Origin of the sequence: Lelliottia sp. AC1, from assembly GCF_023278595.1 — a bacterium.
Taxonomy (GTDB): domain Bacteria; phylum Pseudomonadota; class Gammaproteobacteria; order Enterobacterales; family Enterobacteriaceae; genus Enterobacter; species Enterobacter nimipressuralis.
The window spans coordinates 2222758-2235791 of record NZ_CP025699.1 but is presented as its reverse complement, the minus strand read 5'-3'; the positions used below and the strand labels follow the sequence as shown (position 1 = coordinate 2235791).

13 protein-coding genes and 1 pseudogene are annotated in these 13034 nt (G+C 56.2%); 5 read left to right on the top strand and 9 right to left on the bottom strand.

Annotated elements, in window-relative coordinates:
• Both alsS and budA read right to left on the bottom strand, forming a co-directional pair.
• Positions 1 to 1722, bottom strand: coding sequence for an acetolactate synthase AlsS (alsS, locus tag C0560_RS10620; protein WP_181827878.1), 1722 nt, complete (start codon positions 1720 to 1722; stop codon positions 1 to 3).
• Positions 1694 to 2473 (bottom strand): acetolactate decarboxylase, encoded by a 780-nt coding sequence (budA, locus tag C0560_RS10615; protein ID WP_100780161.1) that lies wholly within the window; start codon positions 2471 to 2473, stop codon positions 1694 to 1696. The genes alsS and budA overlap by 29 nt, the downstream gene beginning before the upstream one ends.
• A gap of 105 nt (positions 2474 to 2578) precedes the next feature.
• Here budA and C0560_RS10610 point away from each other — a divergent pair, with 105 nt between their 5' ends.
• Positions 2579 to 3460, top strand: coding sequence for a LysR family transcriptional regulator (locus tag C0560_RS10610; protein ID WP_248858486.1), 882 nt, complete (start codon positions 2579 to 2581; stop codon positions 3458 to 3460).
• Positions 3461 to 3475: 15 nt separating this feature from the next.
• Here the strand turns inward: C0560_RS10610 and C0560_RS10605 are convergent, their stop codons facing one another.
• The gene (locus C0560_RS10605; protein WP_248858484.1) at positions 3476 to 4810 is read right to left on the bottom strand and encodes a PLP-dependent aminotransferase family protein; all 1335 of its coding nucleotides are present in this window, start codon (positions 4808 to 4810) and stop codon (positions 3476 to 3478) included.
• Between the two features lie 104 nt (positions 4811 to 4914).
• Between C0560_RS10605 and C0560_RS10600 the strand changes: the two genes are divergently transcribed.
• Positions 4915 to 5805 (top strand): DMT family transporter, encoded by an 891-nt coding sequence (locus C0560_RS10600; protein WP_248858483.1) that lies wholly within the window; start codon positions 4915 to 4917, stop codon positions 5803 to 5805.
• Positions 5806 to 5833: 28 nt separating this feature from the next.
• On the opposite strand, the gene C0560_RS10595 is transcribed toward C0560_RS10600, so the two are convergent.
• Complete coding sequence (locus tag C0560_RS10595) at positions 5834 to 6721, bottom strand: LysR substrate-binding domain-containing protein (RefSeq protein ID WP_248858482.1); 888 nt, start codon at positions 6719 to 6721, stop codon at positions 5834 to 5836.
• A 111-nt stretch (positions 6722 to 6832) separates the two neighbouring features.
• Here C0560_RS10595 and C0560_RS10590 point away from each other — a divergent pair.
• Positions 6833 to 7407: pseudogene (locus tag C0560_RS10590) on the top strand (nuclear transport factor 2 family protein).
• A 57-nt stretch (positions 7408 to 7464) separates the two neighbouring features.
• Entirely contained in the window at positions 7465 to 8223 is a 759-nt protein-coding gene (tam, locus tag C0560_RS10585) for a trans-aconitate 2-methyltransferase (protein ID WP_248860278.1), read from the top strand.
• A gap of 6 nt (positions 8224 to 8229) precedes the next feature.
• On the opposite strand, the gene C0560_RS10580 is transcribed toward tam, so the two are convergent.
• Positions 8230 to 8670, bottom strand: a complete 441-nt coding sequence (locus C0560_RS10580) for a GNAT family N-acetyltransferase (RefSeq protein ID WP_248858481.1) — start codon at positions 8668 to 8670, stop codon at positions 8230 to 8232.
• Positions 8667 to 9155, bottom strand: a complete 489-nt coding sequence (locus C0560_RS10575; RefSeq protein WP_248858480.1) for a GNAT family N-acetyltransferase — start codon at positions 9153 to 9155, stop codon at positions 8667 to 8669. Before C0560_RS10575 ends, C0560_RS10580 begins: the two co-directional genes overlap by 4 nt.
• Positions 9156 to 9251: 96 nt before the next feature.
• On the opposite strand from C0560_RS10575, the gene C0560_RS10570 reads away from it, so the two are divergent.
• On the top strand, positions 9252 to 9800 hold the full coding sequence (locus C0560_RS10570) for a GNAT family N-acetyltransferase (protein ID WP_248858479.1): 549 nt from the start codon (positions 9252 to 9254) through the stop codon (positions 9798 to 9800).
• A gap of 7 nt (positions 9801 to 9807) precedes the next feature.
• On the opposite strand, the gene C0560_RS10565 is transcribed toward C0560_RS10570, so the two are convergent.
• From C0560_RS10565 to C0560_RS10555, 3 genes are all read right to left on the bottom strand, one after another.
• Positions 9808 to 10722 (bottom strand): bestrophin family protein, encoded by a 915-nt coding sequence (locus C0560_RS10565; RefSeq protein WP_100780169.1) that lies wholly within the window; start codon positions 10720 to 10722, stop codon positions 9808 to 9810.
• A gap of 202 nt (positions 10723 to 10924) precedes the next feature.
• A complete protein-coding gene (locus tag C0560_RS10560) occupies positions 10925 to 12376 on the bottom strand; it encodes a tagaturonate reductase (protein ID WP_107703574.1) in 1452 nt (483 codons plus the stop codon).
• Between the two features lie 116 nt (positions 12377 to 12492).
• A complete protein-coding gene (locus tag C0560_RS10555) occupies positions 12493 to 13020 on the bottom strand; it encodes a GNAT family N-acetyltransferase (protein WP_123427930.1) in 528 nt (175 codons plus the stop codon).
• Positions 13021 to 13034 lie beyond the last annotated feature (14 nt).

Sequence of the window (13034 nt, the reverse complement as noted above, 5' to 3'; positions counted from 1 at the left end):
TCACAAAATCTGACTGAGATGGAGCTGGCCCATCAGCAGCGGGTTGTCGCTATAGTCGACGGGAATGGCCACCACGGCAGGGCCGTCGACCTCCATCGCCGCACGTAGCGTGGGTTCCAGCGCGTCGGCACTCTCCACGGCAAAGCCTTTCGCGCCAAACGCATCGGCATAGGCTTTGAAATCCACCGGGCCGAAGTTCACGCCGGAAAGGCGCTGGTATTTTTTCTCTTCCTGGATAGCCACCATGTTGTAGCCGTTATCAACCCAGATAATGTGCAGAATGTTGGCTTTGAGGCGCACGGCGGTTTCCAGCTCCATGCTCGACTGCAGGAATCCCCCGTCACCGGACACCGAGACGACTTTGCGGCCAGGGTTGACCAGCCAGGCGCCAATCGCCCACGGCAGCGCAACGCCCATGGTCTGCTGACCGTTTGAAATCATCACCTGACGCGCGCGGAAGCTGTAGAGATAGCGGGCAATCCAGATGTGGAAACTGCCCATGTCGACGGTGAGCGTCACGTCGTTGTTAACGATGTCCTGCATGGCACGCACGATGCGCAGCGGATGCAGGGCAAACTGGTTAAGCGATGCGCCACGTCTGTCGAGCAAGTCACGCTGATGTCGGCGATCGAGGAGAACTTCAGTGGCGCGCGGGCTCAGCTCCAGCGTATGGCTGATCCGGCTGGCGAGCCGGTTTAGCGTGCCGGCAATATCCCCGACCAGTTCGAGGTCCGGAACGTAGTTACGCTCTTCATAGGCCGGAAGTACATCAATATGCACCAGAGTGGCGTCGCCGCTATTCCACATAGACGGCTCGTATTCCACCGGGCTGTATCCCACGCAAATAATCAGATCCGCCAGATGTAACAGCCTGTCGCCCGCCTGATTATTAAACAGGCCGACGCGTCCGGCGAAGCGGGTGAAGTGCTGTTGATTCACGGCTCCGGCCGCCTGATAGGTGCTGGTGACAGGAATACCGCTTTTCTCCAGTAGCGTATGCAGCGCCGCGCTGTTCGCGGGCTGGCTGGCCATCAGGCCCAGCAAAATGACCGGATTTTTGGCGTTTTCGATGAGCTTCGCGACGTCATTAATCGCCGCGTCAGGGGCCGGGCCCATGAGTGCCGATGTGCTGGCAGGCAAAATCGCGCCGGTGGCCGGCAGATCGACAATATCCTGCGGCAGGCTTACAAACGCCCCGCCCGGTCTGCCCTGCTCAGCGGCGCGAAAGGCGTTGGATACCACCTCGGCAATGGCATCCGAAGAACTCACCTCCACGGCATATTTGGTGACCGGGCTGAACATGCTGACGGTGTCCATGCTCTGATGGACCAGTTTGGCTTTATCTGCCCGTTTCACAGCCCCACCCAGGGCAACAACGGGGTCACCTTCGCTGTTGGCCGTGGCGATACCAGTGATCAGGTTTGAACAGCCCGGACCGGAGGTGACAAGTGCCACGCCTGCTTTACCGGTCAATCGCCCTACCGCTGCCGCCATAAACGCCGCATTTGCCTCGTGGCGCACGGGAATGATGTTGATGGAAGAATCCAGCAGTGAATCAAAGACTTTATCGATTTTTGCGCCGGGAATACCAAAGACCTGTTTCACGCCCTGCGCTTCCAGCTGGCCGACAATCATATCGGCACCATGCGCCCACTGACGAGCCTGTTTATCACTGTTCACGATGATTCTCCTGTTAGTTTTCGACGGAACGGATCGCTGCATCGAGGTCGCCCGGGTGGAGATTAGCCTGCAAAAACGCGCTGTCGGCAGGCAGGTCAATCATCAGCTTGTGAATTTCACCGAACGTGAGTACGCCCTGCTCAAGCTGGTAATCGAGCAGATGCCCGCCGCCCTGACGATCGTCAGTGATGAAGTGTTCGTGGTAACCCGCCACGTTAATGCCCTGCATATGCTGCGGGGTACGGAATCCGACCAGGACCCCCTTGCGCTGGTTAAAACGAAACACCGGCTGGTCGTCGAGCACGTCGGTCATCGCGCGATAAGGCGGCGTCTGACGAGGAACGGTACGGGTGTGTGCGTGGCGGAAGTTGCCGTCGATACGCAGGGCGCAAAACAGATTATCCGATGGAATTTGCTGGTCTATCACGTCATGGATCTGCTGGCGGCTGACCGGCTCATCAAATGTTTTCTTATATTGCGGCTGGAACCAGGTCATCACGGCAAACGGCGTTTTTTGCTCCGGCTTTGCCGCGCGGGCGCTACCATCGGCGCGCAGCTGGTAGACCTGGCTGCTAAAGGCAATCATTTCGCCATCCAGCTCGTTGAACGTGCCGAGGCCAAAATCGCCGTGCGTGAGCAGGCTGGCGATGGTGGTCTCCCCTTCATATACGCCGCTCAACAGGGCGCTCATTAGCGATGTCTGATAGATCACGTTGTCAGGGTGTTGCGCCGAGAATCCTCTAAGGGTTTCGCACAAACTCGCCTCACAATCGCATGCAGATGAATGCGTCATCATGCGTTTCCTCTTCAACTTTATTTATAAAGGTTAAATAAATGTTGACCCGATTCAGCAGAGAGTTCCAATATAGAAAGCATGCGGGTTTGAGACGTTTTTGATATGGAACTTCGTTATCTACGGTATTTTGTTGCGGTTGCGCGCGAACGACACTTCACCAAAGCGGCTAAAGCACTGGGGATGTCGCAGCCTCCCCTGAGCCAGCAGATCAAGCGGCTCGAGGAGGAAGTGGGCACCCCGCTGTTCAGGCGCCTGACGCGGGGCGTGGAACTCACCGAGGCGGGAGAAGCCTTCTATGAGGACGCCTGCAAAATCCTCGCGATGAGCTATGCCGCGCTGGAGAAAGCCAGGGGCATTGCGCGCGGGCTTAGCGGGAATTTGTCGATTGGGATCACCAGTTCAGATGCGTTTCATCCGCAGATCTTTGCGCTGATTCATCAGTATCAGCTTCAGAACCCGGCGGTGACGGTTCACCAGGTCGAAGCCAATATGTCCTCGCTGATGACGATGCTGGCAGAGGGGGAACTGGATATCGCCTTTGTGCGTTTACCGTGCGAGAGCAGCAAGCAATTTGAGCTGAAGTTACTCGACCGGGAACCGATGGTGGTGGCGTTACACCGTACGCATCCCCTTTCGGCGTGCGACGCGCTGGCGCTAGACCAGCTTCGGGATACGCCGATGATTTTATTTCCGCAGGAGGTTGCGCCAGCCCTGTTCGAGCGCGTTTACGGCTGCTGCGAGCGGGCCGGAATTGATATGCACCATACGCTGCAATCCTCGCAGCTTTCGTCCTCCCTGAGCATGGTCGCCGCAGGGGGCGGGTTCGCCCTGGTGCCACAGTCGATGGCCGCCATTTCGCCGACCGATGTGACCTACCATGCCCTGACCACACCGGAACTCTTTACGGATATCGCCCTCTGCTGGCGTCGTTTCGAACGCTCGCGGACGGTGAAACGTTTGTTAGGGATGCTGAAAGTGGATTGAGTTCCGGTATTCTGTTCAGCGGCTTTGCTCTAACGCTATCGCTTCACGCACCTTGACCAGTGCGGCGCGCAGATGCTCAATTGACACCGACCCCAGCGCGATGCGGATGGCCTGAGGGATGGTCTGCGCCGTACAGAACGGCTCTGCCGTTGAAACGGAGATATGGTTGTCCATCAGATCTTTTACCACCCGGTCGGCGCGCGCCTCTTCAGCCAGGGGAAGCCAGGCGAAATAGGAATTTGGATGAGTAATGCACGCCAGCTCGCCTAAGGAGTCCCTGAGTACCGCCTGCCGTTCGCGCGCATCGCGTCTTTTCAGCGTTTCAAAACGCGACACCGTACCGTCCTGAATCCAGTTACACACCAAAGTTGTCATGATGGATGGCGTGTTCCAGCTGGTCGCCCGAACCGCCCGTTCCAGGGCCGGACGGTACGATTCAGGGCAAATCACCGCGCCCACCCGTAGCCCGGTTGCCACGTTCTTTGAAAATCCGGTGACGTAAACCGTGCGTTCCGGTGCATAAACCGCGACCGGCGGCGGTGGCCTGCCAATCAAATAGGCATACGCTGTGTCTTCGATAATGATGAGATCGTGGGCGCGGGCAATCCCGGCCAGCACTTGTCGCTGCTCGCGATTCATCACCCAGCCCAAAGGGTTGTGCAACGTGGGCATGGTGTACACCGCCCTAACAGGGCGTTTTTGGCAAATCTGCCGTAACGCGTTCAGGTCCGGGCCGTCAGCCAGCGACGGGACGGGGATCAGCTCCAGATGATATAACGTGGCCAGCGCTTTAAAACCGGAATAGGTCAACGCGTCCACGGCCACTACATCGCCGGGGCGCAGCAGCCCCATCACCGTGACGGTCAATCCGTGCTGGGCGCCATTGACGATGACGACATTGTCCGGCGCAGGGCGAAATCCCTGACAGGAGAAATGCCCGGCAATAATCTCGCGATCGGTCAGCCTCCCGGCATGGGGCTGATAGCGCAAGTGCGATTCGATATCACCGGTGTTCGACACCTGGCGTAACGCCTCGCGCAGCAGCTCTCCCTGCCCCGCTAACGCGGGATAGTTAAAGTTCAAATCCAGCACATCGGATGCCACGGCCTGTTGATCGACCCCGTGGCCGTAAGGAACAGAAATCTCGCGGACAAACGTCCCTCGCCCGGTTTCGCCACTCACCAGCCCCATCGCTTCCAGCTCCGTATAGACGCGGGTCGCCGTCGCCAGGGAGATTTTTTCCCGCTGTGACAGATGGCGGTGGGTCGGCAGCCGGGTGCCAGGCGTGAGCGTCCCCGCCCGAATCAACGCTGCGAAGGTATCCACTATCGCTTTATACCGGGCTTTCATCGAATATATCCATGACAATTTTTTGATTGTATCGGATTCATGAGACTACCATCGGCTTCACAGATGCTCAAGCCTGCGGGCGTGATGAAAATTAAGAGGTGTTCGTGGTCAATTCCGTAGTGCATAAAACGGATTCCAACACGATGTCCGGCTGGCTGAACGGGCTGCTGGGCGTCATCATTTTCAGCGGTTCGCTACCCGCCACGCGTGTGGCGGTGCTGGATATGAATCCATTTTTCCTGACGTTCCTGCGGGCATCCATTGCCGGTCTTTTTGCCATGATGCTGATCGTCGGGTTTAAGGAAAAACGCCCGCAACTGTCGCACATCCTGCCTCTCGTCGTGGTCGCGCTTGGGGTGGTGATCGGCTTTCCTCTGCTGACGGCGCTGGCGCTTCAGCATGTCACCTCGGCGCACTCGATTGTTTTTCTCGGCCTGCTGCCGCTCAGCACCGCGATTTTTGGCGTGCTGCGCGGCGGTGAACGGCCCAAAAAAGCCTTCTGGATGTTCTCTGTGCTGGGCAGCGTTCTGGTGATGGGCTTTGCCCTCTCACAAAGCGCGGCAGTTTCTCTTGTTGGCGATCTGCTGATGCTCGCTGCGGTGATCGTCTGCGGTCTGGGTTATGCCGAAGGCGCCAGGCTGACCCGTGTGCTCGGAGGCTGGCAGGTTATCAGCTGGGCGCTGTTGATTTCTCTGCCCTTTATGCTGACGGCCACGGTGATGACCCAGCCTGCCTCCTTCAGCCACATCGGATATTCCGCCTGGCTGGCGCTGGGATACGTCTCTCTTTTCAGCATGCTGATTGGCTTTATTTTCTGGTACAAAGGGCTTGCGCAGGGCGGGATCGCTGCCGTCGGTCAGCTGCAGTTGTTACAGCCGTTCTTCGGCCTGGGGCTGTCGGCGACGCTCCTGCACGAAAGCGTCAGCCCGTTGATGATCGTTATCACCGCAGGCGTCATTCTGTGCGTCATCGGTTCGCGGAAATGGGGCAAATAACGCGCTCCAGAATGAGGCGTGGGGCAGATCAACGAGCCGCGCCCTGTGCTGCTAACGACAGAAATGCGTTCACCGCGCCGCTTGTCTCCGTGTCACGGCTAATCAGCAGCAAATTGGCCGTTAACGCCGGGGCATTCAGACGGCGATAAACCAGGCCGGGAATATTCACCTGCTGCAGCGGTGCGGGAACCAGCGCAAGCCCCATTCCGGCGGCAGCGTGGGCCAGGACGCTCAGGGTGCTGTCAGAAAGGTGTGCGATCTGCAGCCTGCTTTGCAGCTGCTGGCTCAGCATGAGATACAGATTTTCATGCGCATCATGGGCGTCGTAGAGGATCAGCGGCTGCCCGGCAAGCATCTCGACGGTGAAGAGCGGACGCTCAGCCAGCGGGTGTTCGTCCGACAATGCCACCAGAATGTCCCAGTCCCCTATCCTCTGCACTCTGATTCCGGCGGTCAGGGTTTTGCTGTGATCCGGCGTGTAGCCGATATCCTGCCGCCCGGCGAGAATGGCTTCCACCTGCTGCTGCGCCGGGACCTCCTGCAAAATCATCTCCACATCCGGATAGCGTTGGCGAAAATGACGCAAATCACGCATCAGTTTCCCGCTAAATACGGCATTCCCGGCAAACCCGATTCGCACCGTGCCGGTCTCTCCGCGCAGGGATCGCGCAACGGCGTGTCGGGCAAACTCGGCCTGCTCCAGCGTGCGTCGCGCCTCGGTCTGGAACAGTTTTCCCGCTTCAGTCAGCTCGACGCTTCGGCTGGTCCGAACCAACAACGCGCCGCCGAGTTCCTCCTCCAGCGCACGGATCTGCATACTCAACGCCGGCTGGACGATGTTCAGGCTCTGAGCGGCGCGGCCAAAATGCTTCTCTTCCGCCACGGCCAGAAAATAGCGTAACTGGCGTAAATCCATGTCGCACCTCCAGCAATCATTAAATCTGATTAATCTGTCATTTTATAGTATTGGATGTTATCGAACGCAGGGTGAATACTCCATGCATCTTTCATTAGCGGAGCACGAAAAATGGAAAACAGAACTGAAGATCGCCTGCAGATTACCGACCTGATCAACGGCTGGATCCACCGGGATTTGAACGAATGGGAACAGCTGCGTTCACTCTTTCACCCTGACGCACTATCGAAGTCACCTGGTTTGAAGGGCTTTTCGGTGATTTTGTGACGGGTTCAGAGCGTATGGGGGCATCGGATATCCGCACCAAACATCTGATGGGCAGCCCGATTATTACTTTTAAGGGTGACAAAGCGATCGTGGAAACGAACGCCATTATTATCGCCGAAAACGTCAAACTGAACGTGGGCTGCAACGGACATAACCGTTTCTACGACCTGATGGAGAAACGTGACGGCGTCTGGAAATTGTTCCATCGTCAGAGCATTTACGACATGGGCACCTTTACGTTCCCGATGGGAATGGTGGAGATAGACGCGGCGACTGCCGAGAAATACCCGCGAGAATACGCCGCTCTCGCCTACGTGCTGGAGAAGAGTGGGTTCCCGGTTAAACGTGTTTTTGCCACGCGCGGCAGTGAATTAGAGCGAAAAATGAAAGCTGACGGCCAGACCTGGTTAAACGCCTGAACATAACCATCGCCAATCATCTACACTTGCTGAAACCCGCAAACTGGAGATGCGATGATGGCCGACTGGAACCCTTCTTTATATCTGCAATACGGCGCGGAACGCACCCGTCCCGCCGCCGAACTGCTGGCAAGAGTGGCGCTGAACGAGGTGACGGATGTGCTGGATTTGGGCTGTGGCCCGGCAAACAGCACCGCACTTTTGCATCAGCGCTGGCCATCGGCACACATTGTTGGCGTGGATGATTCACCGGCCATGCTGGAACAGGCGCGGGTTGCGTTACCCGAATGCCAGTTTATTGAAGCCAATATTCAAACCTATCGCCCGGCGCATTCGGTTGATCTTGTCTATGCCAACGCGTCGCTGCAGTGGATTTCCGATCACTACGAGCTACTCCCGCACCTGGTTTCTCTGCTCAAAATGAACGGCGTGCTGGCGATTCAGATGCCTGATAATCGCGATGAGCCATCGCACGTTTTGATGCGTGAAGTGGCTTATGAGCAAGGTTTCCCGGACCGCAGCCGCGATCCGCTGCCCGGCGTTCATGCCTATTTTGATATTTTGACGGACGCGGGTTGCGACGTGGATATCTGGCGCACCACCTACTATCACAAGATGAGTTCGCATCAGGCGATCGTTGACTGGGTGAGTGCCACCGGATTGCGCCCCTGGTTGCAGGAGCTGAGCGAACATGAGCAGCGGAACTATCTGGATCGCTATCTTGAACTTCTGGAGCAGCAGTATCCGCTGCAGGAAAACGGGCAGATTTTGCTGGCTTTCCCGCGCCTGTTTATCGTTGCGCGTCGTGAACCTTAAAAGAACTTAAAGCGACAGGCGATAACGTACAAAATCGTCCGCTTCACTAAACTTGTCATACAGTTTTCGCGCAGGGTTGTTTTGACGCGTCACCCAGTACAGCGTTGTCCACCCTTCGCGCTTTCCTTCCGCCTGGAGGGCCTCTATCAGCGCCTTTCCGGCACCGCTCCCACGCACATTTGCATCGACAAACAGATCTTCCAGATAGCATACGGGCGCGGTTGAAAATGTCCCTTCATGCAGCACACACAGGGCGAAACCCACGACTTTTCCGTCCATTTCCGCGACCCGACAGAGCAGTGCAGAATGCGGGCTCAGCGCCCTTTCCCATGTCGACGCGGTCACGGACTCATCGAGTTTGCATTCGTAAAACGCCGTGTAGCCATCCCACAGCGGCCGCCAGTCGGCATAATCCTCTGCACGCAACGCCCTTACGGTTATCGTCATAGGGTCTCCTCGCCGGTTAAATCGATCGTCATGTGAATACAACGCAGCTGCGCATCGGCCATTCTTGAATAATGAAATCCCTCGCTAACCGTTACAAAGCCTTGTTTCTGATAGAAAGTCTGCGCGTTGGGCGTTGAGGAGAGCGTTAATTGCGAAATACCGCGTGCGCGTGCCTCTGCTTTAATCGCCGCGATGATCCGCCCCGCCAGCCCTTTTCCGGCTGCTTCGGGGACGGTAAAGATCGCTTCCACGCTGCTGGCGGCCAGATCGAGATAGCCGCTTGCCACGATTTCTCCCTTCTCATCGTCGACCACGTAAAAGGGATTATCGATTATCACCTGACGGTAACTTTCCGGCATTGCCTCCGGCGTCCAGCGGGCGATCACGTCACTATCATAGCTACTCTGGCAGCCTGCACGGATAGCCAGATTGCGAACGAGCCAGAGTCTTTCTGCCTCTTCCGGTGCGGCCAGTCTTAACGTCATATTTTCCTCGGCTATTCAGTCACAGCAGAATGTGGTAATCATGAAAATAGCAGAAGGCAAACAAAAACATAACGACAAATAATGGAGATCCGAATCGTGAAAACGCCCACGTTAACCACTGAACGTCTGTTACTCAAACCGCTGGAAGCGGAAGATGCGCTGCAAATCCAGACATTATATCCGCACTGGGAGATTGTTCGTTATATGGTGGCGAGCGTACCCTGGCCCTATCCGTCCGATGGCGCAGAGACATACGTGAACAACGTCGCCCTGCCGGATGTGGAAAATGGGGTGGCGTGGTTCTGGACGATTCGTTGCAAAGACAACCCCGATCAGCTGATTGGCCTGATCTGCCTGTACGACGTCGAGGATAATAATCGGGGATTCTGGCTGGCGCCCGAATGGCAGGGTCAGGGCTATATGCGCGAAGCGAGCATTGCCGCGACGGACTTCTGGTTTAATACGCTGAACAAACCGCTTCTGCGTGCGCCAAAAGCCGCCGTCAACCAGCGCTCACAGCGGATCTCTACCAGCAGTGGAATGCGCCTGGTGAGAACGGAAAAGAAAGCCTATGTCAGCGGCGAGCTGGATTCGGAGTTATGGGAAATCACCCGCGAGGAGTGGAACGCCTTGCAGCGTTCCTGAATGTTCATTACGTGAGCTGGTAATGCTTGTCCGGTAAGACGCGGGCGGGGATTTCCGGCTCATCGTTCATTTGCAGCAGATCGATCTCCATCGCATTGCAGATGGCATCCAGCGGCAGGTCGTTATTTTCCACGCCGAAAGGCTCTTCCAGCTCTTCAGCCAGCGCATCGAGGGAAATAAAGGTGTAAGAGATCAGCACCGAGACAAACGGCGTCATGTAGTGCAGATCGACCACCAGGGCGAACGGCAGCATAATGCAGAACAGATAGACCGTGCGGTGCAGAATCAGGGTGTAGGCAAACGGCACCGGCGTATTGGCAATCCGCTCGCATCCGGCTAACACCACGGACATGTCGTTCAGACGATTGTTGAGGCTGTGGAACAGAATATCTGACAGCTGCCCTTCCCGACGGCGCACCGCCAGCCACTCGCCCATGATCAGCAAAATACGGTTCGACGGCGAGTTTGAATCCATCACCGCGCGTAAATGTGACGCAGAAAGATAGCGTGAAAGCTGCTCCGCCTGCGGCTGGCGTCTGAGCGTCATGCGCAGGCAATGGGCGAAGGCGATCTGCAGACGCACGAACTCGCTGAGATGCGGATCGTCCGGGAGCGTGTTTTTCACCTCGCGAAATAGCGAGCGTGACGCTATCATCAGTTGCCCCCAAAGCTGGCGAGCCTCAACGTAGCGCGAATAACAGGCGTTATTGCGAAACCCGAGGAAGATAGCAATCGCCACGCCGAGAATGCTGAACGGCGCAACGGTCAGTTTGATCCCAAGGGAAGAGTACCAGGGTAACATCACGATAACAGCGATGGATAACAGGAAGTTAAGGAACAACCGGGTAAAGATTTTAGACAGGACGGAGCCGTGCCAGACAAAAATCAGGCGCAGCCAGTGCTGTTGAGGACGAACAATCATAGTCAGCTTCAGGTCAATAAAGAGCGCGACTATTAAACGTGATCGCCGTCACGGTTGCAAGCTTGTTACAGGATTGCTGCCCCTTTTTAACTGCGAGACAAAAAGCGCACGGTGCCGAAGTGTGTTATAAAAAAAGGGAATATATAGTATGTTGTAACTAATGATGCTTTAAATAAAACCCGGCCGGAGCCGGGCGAGAGGATTAGCACAGCGGTTTGACGGCCGCGCGCATCCCCTTCAGAAGAATCGCATCCAGATCGAGCGTAACCTGTTCTACCAATCCGCTCACTTTCGTCAGATCCTGCTCCCAGTGATCGCTCACACTGAGAACCGCTTTCACCAGTTCGCTGGTGCTGATCTGCTTATCATGATGCTGCGCCCAAAGTTGCTGATAGCGCTCCAGCCAGTGTAGATCGTCCTGCACCGGATAGTTTTCACCCTCACGCTCTGCACGATAAAACGCGATCAACGCGGCCAGCGCAAAGGTGAGACGCGCAGGTAATTTCCCGGTCGCCTTCTGCCCTGCCAGCAGCTGCGGCAGGATACGGGTGCGGTATTTTGTCATCCCGTTCAGGGCAATCGACAGCAGCTGGTGTTTGATGTACGGGTTACGGAAACGCCCTGTCACCGCGCTGGCGAAGGATTCCAGCTCATCTTTTGGTAAATCCAGCACCGGGATGATCTCCTGGTAGATGGCCTTTTCCACAAATGCGCAGATTTCTGCGTCGTTCATCGCGTCGCCGACCGTATCCAGCCCCGCCTGGAAGGCCACCGGAACCAGTGCCGTGTGCGCGCCGTTAAGGATTGCGACTTTGCGCTCTTTATACGGTTTGATGTCGTCCACAATCAGGACGTTAAGCGGGAATTTATCGAGGCGCAGTTCGGCGGCCAGAGATTTAGGCCCCTGAATCACAAACAGATAGAAGTGTTCCGCGGTATCGAGGAAACCATCGTGGTAGCCCAGTTCCGTTTCGAGGGCGGCCACTTCGTCACGCGGGTAGCCGGTGACAATGCGGTCCACGAGGGTGGAGCAGAAACTGTTGGCATCAACCAGCCACTGGGTGAATGCCGCTGGCAGCGCCCACTCCTGGGCATATTTCAGCACCAGTTCACGCAGCGCATCGCCGTTATAATCAATCAGTTCGCACGGAATAATCACCCAGCCTTTGTCGGCCGCGCCGTTGAAATGGCTGAAACGCTCGAACAGTAAACGGGTGAGTTTTGCCGGATAACTCACGGCAGGCGCATCGTCGAATTTGTCATCGGCGTGATAGCTGATGCCCGCTTCGGTAGTGTTGGAGAACACAAAGCGCATATCCGGATTGTGTGCGAGTTTAAGGAATTCGTCGTACTGGCTGTAAACACTGATTTCACGATTCACGGAGCGGATCAGACGCGCGTCGCTCACAGCCTCGCCCTTCTCATTCAGGCCGCGAATGATCGTGGTGTACAGACCATCCTGAGTGCTCAGTGAGGGCGGGAAATCGCTCTGGATAGGACGAACAATTACCACCCCGGAATTCAGATCGGTGTGCTCATTCAGCAGGTCGATCTGCCAGTCGATGAACGCACGTAAAAAGTTACCTTCACCAAACTGGATGATACGTTCAGGATAGAGAGCACCGGGAAAATCACGACGATTGAGTGTGTTCACAAGGGGTTCCTTTTTAAATTAGTCATACAGCTCGATAAGATTGGTCCAATAACTTATCAAACTTTTCGACCATGAAACCCTGTTTTGATCAATTCATAAAGCAATTGTGAAAAATATTATAAAAACTTATAGAACACCGATGTCGCCGTCATTTCGCCGTCCGGCATCAGGGCGTAGCGCGGGATCTCACCGACCTTTTGCCAGCCCGCACGCTGATAGAACGTCTCAGCACCGCTGCCCGAAGCCGTATCCAGTACCAACACGGTTTTACCCTCTTCCACAGCCACCGCTTCCAGGGCTTCCATTAAGCGCATCGCCACACCGCGACGGCGGGCTTTTTCGTGGACCAGCAGCTTGGCTACATCCGCGCGGTGCGGCTGGTTCTCCGGTTGATCGGTGATGAGCTGCACGGTACCCAAAAATTCGCCACCTTCGTCTCGACAGGCCAGCACGGTGCGCTCCCGGCGGGCCACGCTTTCCGCCACGCCAAGCCAGAACTGACGCGCTTTTTCAGCCGAAAAAGGTAGCATAAAGCTCACCGACGCCCCGCCGTTAACGCAGTTTTCGAGGATGTCAGCCAGTGAGTCGAGATGCGAGAGAATATCGTCACGTGAAAGGGTGTGAATGTGCAGAGAGGCGGTCATGGGATTTCCTTGTG

What these genes read in the sequence shown, in the direction of transcription:
- C0560_RS10605 (WP_248858484.1), bottom strand. Translation starts at nt 4,810, where the DNA reads ATGAAAGCCCGGTATAAAGCGATAGTGGATACCTTCGCAGCGTTGATT.
- C0560_RS10595 (WP_248858482.1), bottom strand. Translation starts at nt 6,721, where the DNA reads ATGGATTTACGCCAGTTACGCTATTTTCTGGCCGTGGCGGAAGAGAAG.
- tam (WP_248860278.1), top strand. Translation starts at nt 7,465, where the DNA reads ATGGCCGACTGGAACCCTTCTTTATATCTGCAATACGGCGCGGAACGC.
- budA (WP_100780161.1), bottom strand. Translation starts at nt 2,473, where the DNA reads ATGACGCATTCATCTGCATGCGATTGTGAGGCGAGTTTGTGCGAAACC.
- C0560_RS10565 (WP_100780169.1), bottom strand. Translation starts at nt 10,722, where the DNA reads ATGATTGTTCGTCCTCAACAGCACTGGCTGCGCCTGATTTTTGTCTGG.
- C0560_RS10580 (WP_248858481.1), bottom strand. Translation starts at nt 8,670, where the DNA reads ATGACGATAACCGTAAGGGCGTTGCGTGCAGAGGATTATGCCGACTGG.
- C0560_RS10610 (WP_248858486.1), top strand. Translation starts at nt 2,579, where the DNA reads ATGGAACTTCGTTATCTACGGTATTTTGTTGCGGTTGCGCGCGAACGA.
- alsS (WP_181827878.1), bottom strand. Translation starts at nt 1,722, where the DNA reads ATGCAGCGATCCGTTCCGTCGAAAACTAACAGGAGAATCATCGTGAAC.
- C0560_RS10575 (WP_248858480.1), bottom strand. Translation starts at nt 9,155, where the DNA reads ATGACGTTAAGACTGGCCGCACCGGAAGAGGCAGAAAGACTCTGGCTC.
- C0560_RS10555 (WP_123427930.1), bottom strand. Translation starts at nt 13,020, where the DNA reads ATGACCGCCTCTCTGCACATTCACACCCTTTCACGTGACGATATTCTC.